At 64.8% G+C, this 13299-nt stretch carries 11 protein-coding genes; 2 read left to right on the forward strand and 9 right to left on the reverse strand.

The features are described from left to right. The first annotated feature begins 5 nt into the window (after window positions 1-5). The gene (gene gatB, locus HWE04_RS15505) at window positions 6-1469 is read left to right on the forward strand and encodes an Asp-tRNA(Asn)/Glu-tRNA(Gln) amidotransferase subunit GatB (RefSeq protein WP_342222438.1); all 1464 of its coding nucleotides are present in this window, start codon (window positions 6-8) and stop codon (window positions 1467-1469) included. A gap of 61 nt (window positions 1470-1530) precedes the next feature. On the opposite strand, the gene HWE04_RS15510 is transcribed toward gatB, so the two are convergent. Next, window positions 1531-2457, reverse strand: coding sequence for a cupin-like domain-containing protein (locus tag HWE04_RS15510; RefSeq protein WP_241812954.1), 927 nt, complete (start codon window positions 2455-2457; stop codon window positions 1531-1533). 156 nt (window positions 2458-2613) lie between these two features. Here HWE04_RS15510 and HWE04_RS15515 point away from each other — a divergent pair, with 156 nt between their 5' ends. Next, complete coding sequence (locus HWE04_RS15515; protein ID WP_241812956.1) at window positions 2614-3504, forward strand: TauD/TfdA dioxygenase family protein; 891 nt, start codon at window positions 2614-2616, stop codon at window positions 3502-3504. Here the strand turns inward: HWE04_RS15515 and HWE04_RS15520 are convergent. The 8 genes from HWE04_RS15520 to HWE04_RS15555 form a co-directional block, all read right to left on the reverse strand. After that, on the reverse strand, window positions 3468-5063 hold the full coding sequence (locus HWE04_RS15520; protein ID WP_241812958.1) for a methyl-accepting chemotaxis protein: 1596 nt from the start codon (window positions 5061-5063) through the stop codon (window positions 3468-3470). The genes HWE04_RS15515 and HWE04_RS15520 overlap by 37 nt on opposite strands. 260 nt (window positions 5064-5323) lie before the next feature. Then, a complete protein-coding gene (locus HWE04_RS15525) occupies window positions 5324-6817 on the reverse strand; it encodes a M81 family metallopeptidase (RefSeq protein WP_241812959.1) in 1494 nt (497 codons plus the stop codon). Between the two features lie 15 nt (window positions 6818-6832). Beyond that, the gene (locus tag HWE04_RS15530; RefSeq protein ID WP_241812960.1) at window positions 6833-8092 is read right to left on the reverse strand and encodes a Zn-dependent hydrolase; all 1260 of its coding nucleotides are present in this window, start codon (window positions 8090-8092) and stop codon (window positions 6833-6835) included. Window positions 8093-8259: 167 nt separating this feature from the next. Then, complete coding sequence (locus HWE04_RS15535) at window positions 8260-8964, reverse strand: ABC transporter ATP-binding protein (RefSeq protein ID WP_241812961.1); 705 nt, start codon at window positions 8962-8964, stop codon at window positions 8260-8262. Beyond that, window positions 8961-9728, reverse strand: a complete 768-nt coding sequence (locus HWE04_RS15540) for an ABC transporter ATP-binding protein (protein ID WP_241812963.1) — start codon at window positions 9726-9728, stop codon at window positions 8961-8963. Before HWE04_RS15540 ends, HWE04_RS15535 begins: the two co-directional genes overlap by 4 nt. Further along, window positions 9725-10726, reverse strand: a complete 1002-nt coding sequence (locus tag HWE04_RS15545; RefSeq protein ID WP_077234847.1) for a branched-chain amino acid ABC transporter permease — start codon at window positions 10724-10726, stop codon at window positions 9725-9727. Before HWE04_RS15545 ends, HWE04_RS15540 begins: the two co-directional genes overlap by 4 nt. Window positions 10727-10748: 22 nt before the next feature. Continuing rightward, a complete protein-coding gene (locus HWE04_RS15550; protein ID WP_006461126.1) occupies window positions 10749-11615 on the reverse strand; it encodes a branched-chain amino acid ABC transporter permease in 867 nt (288 codons plus the stop codon). 187 nt (window positions 11616-11802) lie between these two features. After that, window positions 11803-12996 (reverse strand): ABC transporter substrate-binding protein, encoded by a 1194-nt coding sequence (locus tag HWE04_RS15555; RefSeq protein WP_006461127.1) that lies wholly within the window; start codon window positions 12994-12996, stop codon window positions 11803-11805. Between the last annotated feature and the right edge of the window lie 303 nt (window positions 12997-13299).

A 13299-nucleotide genomic window follows, 5' to 3' on the forward strand; every position in this document is an offset into this window, starting at 1 on the left:
ACAACATCATGCAGTGGGAAGTCGTCATCGGTCTGGAAACGCACACGCAGCTTTCGACCCAATCCAAGATCTTCAGCGGCAGCTCGACCCGCTTCGGCGCCGAGCCCAACACCCAGGCCAGCCCGGTGGACCTGGCCCTGCCCGGCGTGCTGCCGGTCCTGAACAAGGGCGCCGTGGAACGCGCCATCCAGTTCGGCCTGGCCATCGGCGCCACCATCGCGCCGCGCTCGGTGTTCGCGCGCAAGAATTACTTCTACCCTGACCTGCCCAAGGGCTACCAGATCAGCCAGTTCGAAATCCCCGTGGTCCAGGGTGGCACCATGTCGTTTGCCGTCGAGAAGGACGGCAAGACCGAGATCAAGACCATCAACCTGACCCGCGCCCACCTGGAAGAAGACGCCGGCAAGTCCCTGCACGAGGACTACCAGGGCATGACCGGCATCGACCTGAACCGCGCCGGCACGCCGCTGCTGGAAATCGTCACCGAACCCGAAATGCGCAGCGCCGCCGAAGCCGTCGGCTACGCCAAGGCCCTGCACTCGCTGGTGGTGTGGCTGGGCATCTGCGACGGCAACATGCAGGAAGGCTCCTTCCGCTGTGACGCCAACGTCTCCGTGCGCCCGGTCGGCCAGAAGGAATTCGGTACCCGCTGCGAAATCAAGAACCTGAACTCCTTCCGCTTCCTGGAAGAGGCCATCAACTACGAAGTACGTCGCCAGATCGAGCTGATCGAGGACGGCGGCACCGTGGTCCAGGAAACCCGCCTCTACGATCCGGACAAGAAGGAAACCCGCTCCATGCGCAGCAAGGAAGACGCGCAGGATTACCGCTACTTCCCCGACCCCGACCTGCCGCCGCTGGCCATCTCGCAGGAGTGGATCGACCGCGTCAAGACCACCATGCCGGAGCTGCCTGCCGCCATGCGCGAGCGTTTCGTGGCCGACTATGCCCTGCCCGAATACGATGCCATGGTGCTGACCCAGTCCAAGGGCATGGCCTCCTACTTCGAGGCCGTGGTCGCCGCCGCCGGGAAGGATCAGTCCAAGCCGGCCGCCAACTGGCTCATGGGCGACGTCGCCTCGACCCTGAACCGCGAAGACACCGACATCGCCGACGCCCCCGTCAAGGCCGCGCAACTGGCGCTGCTGCTGAAGCGCATCGCCGACGGCACCATCTCCAACAAGATCGCCAAGGAAGTCTTCGCCGGCATGTGGGAAGCCCGCTCCGACAAGGACAGCCTGGCCGACGACATCATCGAGGCCAAGGGCCTGAAGCAGATTTCCGACAGCGGCGCGCTGGAAGCCATCGTCGACCAGGTGCTGGCCGCCAACGAAAAGTCGGTCGCCGAATTCCGCGCCGGCAAGGAGCAGGCCATCAACGCCCTGATCGGCCAGGCCATGAAGGCCACCCGTGGCAAGGCCAACCCGGCGCAGCTGACCGAATTGCTGCGCAAGAAGCTGGCAGGCTGATCCTTCCGCACTGCGCTGCCCATGAACGAACCCCACCCCTGGCAACAGGCGTGGGGTTTTTTCATGCGCCCGACAACACCAGCGGCCGGCCCCGTGCCCAGCGATTGCTGGACAGCGAAAACGTCAGTGAGCTGACCTGGTGGTACCAGCCCGCCGGGATATAGAGCATCTCCCCCGGCTGCACCTCGCAGCACACCAGCGCCGCCTGGCGCGCCAGCGGAAAGCGCTCCAGGTCCGGATGATCGGGATCGAAGGGCGAGCCGAACAGGATGGCGTTGGCCTCCTTCGGATACAGATACTGGTCGTGATGCGGCGGTGCCAGCCAGACCCGCTTGCGACCCCACAGCTGGGCAAAGACATTGTCGTCATAGTCGCAATGCAGCGGCGTGATGCAGCCGGCCGGGCCGATCCAGAAGCGTGGCGGCCCCATCTTCTCGAAGAAGCCGGGCCAGTGGCACAGCGCATTCAATGCACGCAATTCCAGGTTGCCCAGATAGGGTGGAAGTCCGCTCTCATCGCGCAACGCCTGCTCCAGGTAGTCCACCAGCGTCATGTCCTGCATGGCCCGGTCCGGCGCGAAGGCGGTGTTGATGTAGTCCCCCACCCTGGCCCGTACCGGCAAGGCCCCGAAATGCTGGCGCAGCCCCTCCATGTCCATCGCCGCCAGCGGCCAGCGGCTGGCCATGCCGGTCATGATGAAGGGCAGGCCGGCGCGGGCGCGCTCGCGGAAAGCCGCCGTCTTCTGCGGGCCGATGCGCGGGATCGCCTGCACCGCCGGCAGCACGGCACTGGCCTCGCGAATGGCCTGGCGCATCCCGGCCACCGAGGCCACGCCGCGTATCTGCGCATCGCGCTGGTCACGCGCCTGCTTGCGCGCCGCCACTTCCTCGACGCTCAGCCCGGTGAGGTCGGCGCGCGGCGGCAGCCTGCGCGTTTTTGACGGGGCAGATTCAGGGGAATGTGAAGGAAAAGGCGGGCGCTGTGTCATCCGGGCTATTGTAATGGCATGCCGTATCTCGCTCGGCGCATAAGGATATGAATTCTTCTTCCTTGCTGGGTCTATGCCCCGGGGGGTGTAATAAGGACTTTCCTGCCCGGGCCGCCGCGTCCGGGATCGTCAGGCCAGAGCGCAAGAGGAGCCCCCATGTCGGTCGCCACACCGGAACGCACGCAGCAGACCCAACAGCAATTCGAGATCCGTCCCTTCGACGCCCCGCTGGGCGCGGAAATCCTCGGTCTCGACCTGAACCTGCCCGTCTCCGACCCCGAACTGGCGCGCATCCGCAGCGCCCTGGTGCAACACGGCGTGGTGGTATTCCGCGACCAGCGCATCACGCCGGAGCAGCACATCGACTTCAGCCGCCGCTTCGGCCCGCTGCAGGTGCACGTGCTGAACCGCTTCCACCTGGCCGGGCATCCGGAAATCCTGATCGTCTCCAACGTGGTCGAGGGCGGCAAGCCCATCGGTCTGGTGGATGCCGGTGCCGACTGGCACTCCGACCTTTCCTACATGCCCCGTCCCAGCCTGGGCGCCCTGCTGCATTCGCAGGAACTGCCGGCCGAGCAGGGCGACACGCTCTACGCCAACACCGCCGCCGCCTGGGACAGCCTGCCGGCCGCGCTGAAGACCCTGCTCGACGGCAAGCGCGCCGTGCACTCCTACGTCTATCGCTACGAGCGCCTGCGCAAGCTTTCGCCGTGGCGCGCACCGCTGACGCAACAGCAGATCGACGAAGTGCCGCCGGTTGAGCATCCGGTGGTGATCACCCACCCCGAGAGCGGGCGCAAGATCCTCTTCGTCAGCGAAGGCTTCACCTCGCACATCGTCGGCATCCCGCGTGACGAAAGCGATGCCCTCCTGAAGGAACTGCACGCCCACATCACCCGCCCGGCCAACGTCTACACCCACCACTGGCAGGCGCATGACCTGGTGTTCTGGGACAACCGCAGCACCCAGCACTACGCCGCCATCACCCCGCAGCACCTGCGTCGCACGCTCTATCGCACCACGGTCGAGGGCAACGTCCCGCGCTGATCGATCACCACCAGTGCCGTCGCGTCCAGGCGGAACACGCTGACCGCCTGCGTCAGCGCGCTCGCCTGGTCCTGCATGGAGCGCGCCGCGGCGGCGGCCTCTTCCACCAGCGCCGCGTTCTGCTGCGTGGCCTCGTCGATATGGGTGATGGCCAGGTTCACCTGTTCGATGCCGTCGCTCTGCTCCTGGCTGGCCAGGGTGATCTCGCGCACGATCTCGCTCACCCGCACCACGCTCTGCACCACTTCCTGCATGGTGCCGCCGGCCTGTTCCACCAGGCGGCTGCCATCGTCGACCTTCTGCACCGACTCGTCGATGAGTACCTTGATTTCCTTGGCCGCCGCTGCCGCGCGCTGCGCCAGCGAACGCACCTCCGAGGCCACCACCGCAAAGCCGCGTCCCTGTTCACCGGCCCGGGCCGCTTCCACCGCCGCATTGAGCGCCAGGATATTGGTCTGGAAAGCGATGCCGTCGATCACGCCGATGATGTCGGCAATCTTTTGCGACGAGGCATGGATCGCCCCCATGGTCTGCACCACCTGATCCACCACCGCACCCCCCCGGCTGGCGACCTGTGAGGCCTGCGCGGCCAGCGCGTTGGCCTGGCGCGCATTGTCGGCATTCTGCTTGACGGTGGAGGTCAGCTGTTCCATGGCCGAGGCGGTTTCTTCCAGCGAGCCGGCCTGCTGCTCGGTACGCGCCGACAGGTCGAGGTTGCCGGTGGCGATCTGGGTCGAGGCGGTGGTGATGGTGTCGGTCCCGCTGCGCACGCGCGCCACGATGTCGCGCAGATTGCCATTCATGCGCTTGAGGGCGGAGAGCAGCTTGCCGGTCTCGTCGCGGCTGCTGCTATCGATGCGTGAAGTGAGGTCACCCGCGGCCACCGTCTCGGCCACCGCGATGGCCTGCGTCAGCGGCCGCGTGATGCTCAGCGTCAGCGCCCAGGCCAGCAGCGCCCCCAGCGCGATCTCGATGCCCCCCAGGACCAGCAACATGCTGCGTCCGGCGCGGTAGTTGTGATGGATCTCCGCGGCCGCCGCGTCGATGGCCTTCTTCTGGAATTCGGCATAGCGCAGCACGCCGTCGGCGTAGTCATCCATCATCTTGATGAGCGTGGTATCGGTCATCACGCGCGCCCCGGCATCATCACCGGCGGTCTTGATGTCGAAGATCTTCTGTCGCGTGGCGCGATAGGCGGCCCGCAACCGGCCGACCTCGTCGAACAGCCGTTTTTCCTCGGGGTCCACGATGGCCGCCTCGACCCGCTTCTGCAGCTGGCTGATCTGGGCCGACTGGGCATCGATCTGTTTCTGGAAGTAAGCCTGGAAGGCATCGTCGTCGGATTTCATCACCGCCAGGGTGCGCACCCCGTTTTCCTTGATGGCGGCGTGCCATTGCACGGAGTCGCGCTCCTTGGCCAGGGCCACGCGGGTCATGTCGTCGGAGGCGTCGCCGATGCTGCCCAGGCGCCATACCCCCAGCCCCACCATCAATGCCATCAGCATCAGCAAGGATATGAATCCGATGCTCAGGCGCACGCCGATCTTGAGGTTCTTCATGTCGTCCTCCCAAGGTTGCCGCAACGGGCTGGCGTTGGTGAATAGTTGTCGTCGTGAGCGCCGCTGCGGAGATGCAATAAAGATATAAACGATTTCCCTGTCTGCGCACCCGGCCTTCAGAATCCGCGGGCAGAGCGGGTCAGCCTACCATGGGCGGCGGTGATTGCACCATGTACTTTTGGGGGACTGTTGCGAGATGCCATTGCAGCATGCAGGCAGCCTGCCTGGCTGCCTGCATGCTCAGAGGGGTGATGAGAGGGCTACCAGTCCATCCGCGCGTCCAGCGGATAGATAGGACGCCGTATCTTCTTGATGGGGAACAGCCTGAAATTGGCACTGGTCGGCCCGCCGCTGTCGGAATCGCATTCCACCAGCGCGCGGCTGATCGGTACGAATACCGGACGGCAATACATGCGCGACTTCAGGATCAGGAAGGCCTGTTGTGCCGGGTCCAGGCCCAGGCTGGTGAATACGCCCAGGTCGTAGGGCTCCACCCGTTCCTCGGTGATGACGATGCGCGCCGCACCGATATCGAGGAGCACGCTACGTCCCATCTGCAGCGTCGAGCCGGTATAGATCGGTCCGGTGACGGTAAAGCGGCCATCGCTGATGGCCAGCACCTTGCCGGTATAGACCGGCGGAACCTTGGTGATGCCCTGGGCGCTCAGCGCCACCTTGTTGCCCACCGCCAGCGTGAGTTGCGCGCCGACACCGGCGGCAACCAGTTGCGCCACCGCCTCGGGGTCGCTGATGGGGCCGACGGCAATGCCTTCCAGGCCGGCCGCCAGCGCCGCTTCCAGCACGTCCATGGTGTTGCAGGTGCCGCCTGACATGACGTTGTCGCTATGGTCCAGTAACAGCACGGGACCGCTGCCGGCTGCTTCGGCGAGCTGCCGGGCCTGCGCCAGCGATTGCGCCAGCGGCAGGCTGTCATAGACGAAGTCATCGCGCTCAGCCCAGATCTGGCGGCCGATCTCGTCGGCCACGGCATCGGCCAGCGCAGCATCGTTCTCGGCCACCACCACCACCGACATGCCGGCATCATGGAAATCCGACAGGGGGAAGCCCGCCAGCACCGAGACCGCCAGCACGCCCGGCCGCTGCTCGGCCTGCTTGGCCGCCTCCACCGCGCGCTGCATGGCCGAGGCCGAGGTATTGCTGGTCAGCGTGGCCGACAGCACCGGCACCTGGCGCCAGCCCAGGCGCGGGCGGGATTTCTCCTGCAGCAGGGCCACCAGCAGGCGACCGGCATGCTCGCCGGTCTCGTACATATCGACGTGCGGATAGGTCTTGAAGCTGACGATCACGTCGGCATTGGCCACCATCCTGGGCGTGACATTGCCGTGCAGGTCCAGCGCCACCCCCAGCGGCGTATGCGGGGCGATGCGGCGGATGCGTTCCAGCAGTACGCCTTCGCCATCGTCGGCGTTCTCCGCCACCATGGCGCCGTGCAGGTCTAGCAGGATGGCATCGCAGCCGGCCTCGATGGCCCGCACGATGCCGTCGCACATCACGGTATAGGCATCGGCCGCCACGGCGGCGCTGGGATTGGCCCAGGCTGCCAGCGGCGTGACAATCTCCGCGCCCAGCCCCTCGGCAATATCAAGGAAGGCGCCCATGGCCGTGCGCGCTCCTTTCTGGTCACGGTAGGCCGCCTCGTCCCATTGCGGGGCGAAGGCGTCCAGGGGAGTGGGAATCGGCGAGAAGGTATTGGTCTCGTGATTCATGCGTGCAATGACGATTTTCGGTTTCATGATCACTTTCCTGCATCAATCCCTGACCACGCCGGCACTGGCCAGCATGGCCTGCAGCAGCACGTTGCAGCCGGCTTCGAGGTGCTCGGGACGGGCGTCCTCGATCTCGTTGTGGGACACGCCGTCCTTGCACGGCACGAAGATCATCCCGGCCGGCGCCAGGCGCGCCGCGTAGATGGCGTCATGGCCGGCGCCGGAGACCACGTCCATGGTCTTGTAGCCCAGCGCCGCGGAGGCGGCGCGCACGTTGTCTACGCAATCCGGATGGAAGGGGCAGGGCGGGAAGTAGGACACCCGCTCCAGCTCGATGGACAGCCCGGTCTTCTGGCGCATCGCCTCCAGGTAGGCCACCAGGTCTTCATGCATGCGGTTGAGCGACTCGTCGCTCACGTTGCGCAGGTCGATGGAAAACTTCACCTGCCCCGGGATCACGTTGCGGCTGTTGGGCATCACCTGCACCTGACCCACCGTGCCACGGCCATAGGGCGGGTAGCGGTGGGCGATGGCCACCACCTCCTGCATGATGTACGTGGACACCTGCAGCGCATCCTTGCGGATTTCCATCGGTGTCGGACCGGCGTGCGATTCGAAGCCGGTCACCGTGCAGTCGTACCAGGACAGCCCCAGCACCGCCGGCACCACGCCGATGACGGTGTCGGCGTTTTCCAGCACCGGCCCCTGTTCGATGTGGGCCTCGTAGTAGGCGCCGATGGGATGGTCACCGCAGACCTGGTCGCCGATGTAGCCGATGCGCTCCAGTTCATCGCGCACCTTCTTGCCGTCGATATCGGTGGCGTTGTAGGCATGTTCCAGCGTAAAGGCGCCGCAGAAGACGCCCGAGCCCATCATCACCGGCACGAAGCGCGAGCCTTCCTCGTTGGTCCAGACCGCCACCTCGATGGGCGCCTCGGTCTGGATGCCGTGCTGGTTCAGCGTGCGGATCACCTCGATGCCTGACAGCACGCCATAGTTGCCGTCGAACTTGCCGCCGGTCGGCTGGGTATCGATGTGCGAACCGGTCATCACCGGCGGCAAGGCATTGTTGCGGCCGGGCCGGCGCATGAAGATGTTGCCGATCTGGTCCACCACTACGCTCATGCCCTCGGCACGCGCCCAGGAGGTGACCAGGTCACGGCCCTGCTTGTCCAGGTCGGTCAGCGCCAGGCGGCACACGCCCCCCTTTTGCGTGCCGCCGATCCTGGCCAGCTCCATCAGTGAATCCCACAGTCGCGCGCCATCGACGCGCAGGGGGGTAATTTCGGTCTTCATTTCCATCATGGATTCCTTGTTTGATTTTGCTACCGGCAATCCTTCGATACGGCCTTCGGCCTACTCAGGCCGAACGGGAGGAGGGGACGCCACCACGCGTGCGTAAAGCCATCCCCACCCCGTTCGACCTGAGTAGCCGCGCAGCGGCGTATCGAAGGACGCTCCATCGTCATTCATGCCGCCAGATTGACGCCCAGATAACGGTCCTTGACGCGGTCGTCGGCCAGGAAGTCCGCATTGCTGCCGCTATAGACGATGCGTCCCTGTTCGACGATGTAATGGCGGTCCGCCAGTTGCGTACAGACTTCCAGGTTCTGCTCCACCAGGATGATGGACATCCCGGTGGCCTTGATCTCCTTGATCTGCGCCACGATCTCGTCCACGATCACCGGTGCCAGGCCTTCCACCGGCTCGTCCAGCATCAGCACACGGGGATGCGTCATCAGTGCCCGCGCGATGGCCAGCATCTGCTGCTCGCCACCGGAGAGCTGGCCGCCGCCGTTCCTGCGGCGCTCCTTCAGGCGCGGGAAGATGGTGTAGATTTCTTCCAGCCCCCAGGCCGACTCCTTGCGCGCGGCCATGGTCAGGTTCTCTTCCACGGTCAGCAGCTTGAAGATGCCGCGATGCTCCGGCACCAGGCATACCCCGCGCGCGGCGATCTTGTACGAAGGCAGGCCACTGATACGCTGGCCCTCGAACAGGACTTGTCCCTGCGCCGGTGGCACCACGCCGACGATGCTCTTCAGGGTGGTGGTCTTGCCGGCGCCATTGCGCCCCAGCAGCGTCACCACCTCGCCGGCATCGACCTCCAGCGAGATGCCCTGCAGGATGTGGCTCTTGCCATAGTAGCCGTGAACGTCTTGTACTTGCAGGATCATGCCTTGCCTCCGGTGATCATGCTGCCCAGGTAGGCAAGCCTTACCCGTTCGTCGTTGCGGATCTCGGCCGGCTTGCCCTGCGCCAGGATCTGGCCCAGCTGCATCACGGTGATGCGGTCGGAAATGTCCATCACGATGTCCATGTTGTGTTCGATCAGCACCACCGTATAGTCGTGGCGCAGGCCGTGGATCAACTGCTTCATCTCGGCGATGTCGTCGATGCCCATGCCCGAGGTCGGCTCATCCAGGAAGATCACCTTGGGTCGCCCGGCCATGGCCATGCCCACTTCCAGGCGGCGCTGCTGGCCGTGCGACAGTTCGGCGCAGGCGCGTTCGGCCACCGTCTGCAACGACAGGCGCGTCAGCAGCGTATCGGCCAGCGCGCAGGCCGCTTCGAACTGCTCGGCCCGCTTCCAGGGATTGAGTGCGGCCAATGGAGCGCGACCCTGTGCTGCCAGCCGCAGGTTTTCGCGCACGCTCAGGTTGGGGAACAGGCTGGTCACCTGGAACGAGCGCGCCAGTCCCTTCTGCACGCGCCGGTTGCCCGGCAGGTGCGACACTTCCTCGCCCTCCACCAGGATGCTGCCTTCGGTGATGGGCGTGGTCCCGGTCAGGGTATGGAACAGCGTGGTCTTGCCCGCGCCATTGGGGCCGATCACCGAATGCACGGTGCCGCCTTCGATATCGAGCGTGATGCCGTTGACGGCGGTGAACTTGCCGTAGCGCTTGGTCACGTTGACCGCTTGCAGGATGGGGCGGCTCATGGGTGCTTCTCCTGGGTGACGGCGGCCTGCGGCTCGGCCTCCCTGGCCTTGGTGCCGCGTACGCTGTCGATGATCTTCATCGCCAGACCGAACAGGCCTTTCTGCATGTACAGGCTCACCGCGATCAGCAGCAGGCCCAGCAACATCAGCCAGCGCGGCCACAGGCTGGAAAGCCAGTTGCCCACCAGCACGTAGAAGCTGGCACCCAGCAGCGAGGCGAACAGGTTGCCGGTGCCGCCGATGACGGTCATCACCAGGATCGCCTCGCTGGTGTGGTATTCGATGTTGGACAGCGGCGCCACCCCGGTCATCATCGCGTGCAGGCCACCGGCCAGCCCCGTGACCGCACCCGAGATGACGAAGGCCGCCAGCTTCAGCAGCCGCACGTCATAGCCCAGCGCCGAGGCACGCGCCTCGTTCTCGCGCACCGCCAGCAGGGTCTTGCCCAGCACCGAATCGACCACCCGCTGCAGCAGCCAGAACACCAGCACGAACAGGATGGCCACCACCGTGTAGTACTGCCACGACGAGGTGGTCGGCAGCAGTGTCAGGCCGAACAGCGACAGCGGCGGACGCGGAATATCCAGCAGGCCGTTGTCACCGCCGGTGACGTCCTTCATCGTATAGGCCAGGAAGTAGAACATCTGGGCGAAGGCCAGCGTCAGCATCACGAAGTAGGTGCCGCGCTGGCGGATCGAGAACCAGCCCACCAGCAGGGCCACCAGGGCGCCGCCCAGTGCCGCCAGCGCCAGCGAGGGCAGCAGCGCCAGCTTCAGCTGCAGCAGCACCACGCCGGCCGTATAGCTGCCCACGCCGAAGAAGATGCCCTGGCCGAAGGACATCAGTCCGGTATAGCCCAGCAGCAGGTTGCAGCCCAGCGCGGCCAGCGCGAACACCAGCACTTCGGTGGCCAGCGTGCCGGAACTGAGCAGCAGCGGCAACAGCAGCACCACGGCGGCGGCCAGCAGGGTGTAACGGAAATGCGCAATCTGTTTCATGGAAACTCCCGTGCAGAAAAGCTCAGGCCGCGCCCGGCCGGCCCAGCAGGCCATTCGGACGCAGCAGCATGACGGCCGCCATGGCGACATAGATCATCAGGTGTGCGCCCTCGGACCAGACCGTGCTCATCACGCTCTGTACGATGCCCACCAGGATGCCGCCGATCAGCGCCCCCCAGAAGCTGCCCAGCCCGCCGACCACCACCACCACGAAGGCAATCCCCAGCGCCTCCACCCCCATGAAGGGGTCAGCACCCCGGATCGGCGCCGCCAGTGCGCCCGCCAGGCCGGCGGTGGCCGCCCCCAGCGCAAACACCAGGCTGAAGATGCGGTTGATGTTCAGGCCCAGCAGCGACACCATCTCGGTCGATTCCGAACCGGCGCGCACGATCGACCCCAGGCGCGTACCTTCCAGCACCCACCACAGCAGCAGCGCCATCACGGCGGTCAGGCCGATGACAAAGAGCCGGTACTTGGGATAGACGAAACCGCTCCACATCACCACCCCCTGCAGCACGTCGGGCGGCGAGACATTGTTGCCCAGCGGTCCCCAGACGGAAATCACCGCTTCCTGGATCACCAGGGCCATGCCAACCGTGAAGAGGATGTGGAAATGATGCGGCAGTGCATACACGTGGCGCAGCACGAAGCGCTCCACCACCCAGGCGAACAGGCCCACGGCCAGCGGGGCCAGCAGCAGCGACCACCAGAAGTTCAGCCCCAGGTCGGTGACCTGGAAGCACAGGTAGGCGCCCAGCAGGAAGAAGGCGCCATGCGAGAAATTGACGAAGCGCAGCAGGCCGAAGACGATCGACAGGCCCACCGCCAGCAGGAAGTAGAGCATGCCGATGCCTACGCCATTGGCGATCTGCAGCAGATAGATGTTCATGGAACCTCGTGAGGGGAACAAGGAAGTTCGGTAATGCCTCGGTCACCGTTCGGACTGAGTAGACCCGCAGGGTCGTATCGAAGGCGCTCCGTCCTGGTTGCGCCGGGTGTCGCGTCTTCGATACGCCGCTAGGGCGGCTACTCAGTCCGAACGGTTTCTGACTCGCTGAGCCTCAGGGCAAAGGTCATCACAGCTTGCACTGCGTCTTTTCCAGCGGCAGGAAGGACTTGCCGGAGGAGACGATATCCGCGTAGTCGTTCTTGTTGGCCATCTTGGACTTGGCCTTGCCCTTGAGCAGGTAGTAGTTCTTGATCACCTGGTGGTCGCCCTTGCGGATTTCCTCGGTACCGGTCAGGCCCTCGTACTTCATGCCTTCCATGGCCGCAATGACGGCCTTGGGGTCGGTGCTGTTGGCCTTGATGATGGCGTCCAGGATGATCTTGGTACAGATGTAGGAACCGGCCAGGCTGTAGTTCGGATCGATCTTCAGGTTGTCGTTGACCAGCTTGACGAATTCCTTGTTGAAGGGCGAATCGATGGCATGCCAATACTGCGCGCCGAAGTAGACGCCGTCGCAGATGTCCGCACCCAGGGTCTCGAACTGTTCCAGCCCCGAGGCCCAGGCCATGAGGATGGTGCAGTTGTTCTTCATGCCGAAGCTGACCGCCTGGCGCAGCGTGTCCGAGGACTGCGAGCCGAAGTTCAGCAGCAGCAGCACGTCCGGCTTGGCCGCCATGGCATTGGTCAGATAGCCGGAGAACTCCTTCTCGGTCAGCGAGTGGTAACTGTTGCCGACGTGTTCGATGCCCTTTTCCTTGAAGATGTTCTTGGCCGCAGACAGCAGGCCTTCGCCGAATACGTACTGCGGCGTGATGGTGTACCAGCGCTTGGCGTTGGGCAGCTTTTCCAGCAGCGGACGCACGGTCTGCTCGATGGCACCGAAGGTCGGCACCGACCAGCGGAAGGTGGAGCGGTTGCAGTCGCTGCCGGTGATCTCGTCGGCACCGGCGGTGGTGATGAAGACCGCACCGGCCTTGTCGGCTTCCTTGCCCATGGCCAGGGCCTCGCCGGAGAGGATGCCGCCGGCGAAGAAGCGGGTGCCCTTCTCGATGGTTTCCTGCATCTTGCGCACGGCCGTGGCCGGCTTGCCTTCGGTGTCGAGGTTGGTATAGCTGGTGCTCTTGCCCAGCACCTTGCCGTACTTCTGCAGGGCCAGCTTCATGCCCATGTCGGCGAACTTGCCGTTGGCCGCGAAGGGGCCCGACATCGGCACCGGGCAACCGAAGGCGATGCTCTCTGCCTGGGCAAACACATCGTGGTAGGTCAGTGCGCCGGGTGCGGCCAGGGCGGACAGTTTCAGGAAATTGCGACGGCTGATCATGCTTGTTTCTCCCTCGAAGCTAACGATTGACAGATGACAGACAGATGACATCCATGGAAATGCGCAACACTGCATTACTGCCCATCAACGCAATTTCCATGCCCATCGCTCCCATGAAACTTAGGAAATGGTGAACATCGATGGATTGCGCAGACGTGAAGAAGCCACCGCCACAAACCGGCGGAAAAGCCTGGAACCATAGGGGTGTGCTGCCTTCCGACAAGCGCGGAAAGCAGAGATCGTGATTGCAAAAAACGCAGCAGCGGCGCGCATTTGCGCCGCGTGGCGTGAGCCTGCATGAGG

The sequence above is a fragment of the Herbaspirillum sp. C7C2 genome (assembly GCF_022627865.1).
Lineage (GTDB): Bacteria > Pseudomonadota > Gammaproteobacteria > Burkholderiales > Burkholderiaceae_D > Herbaspirillum > Herbaspirillum frisingense.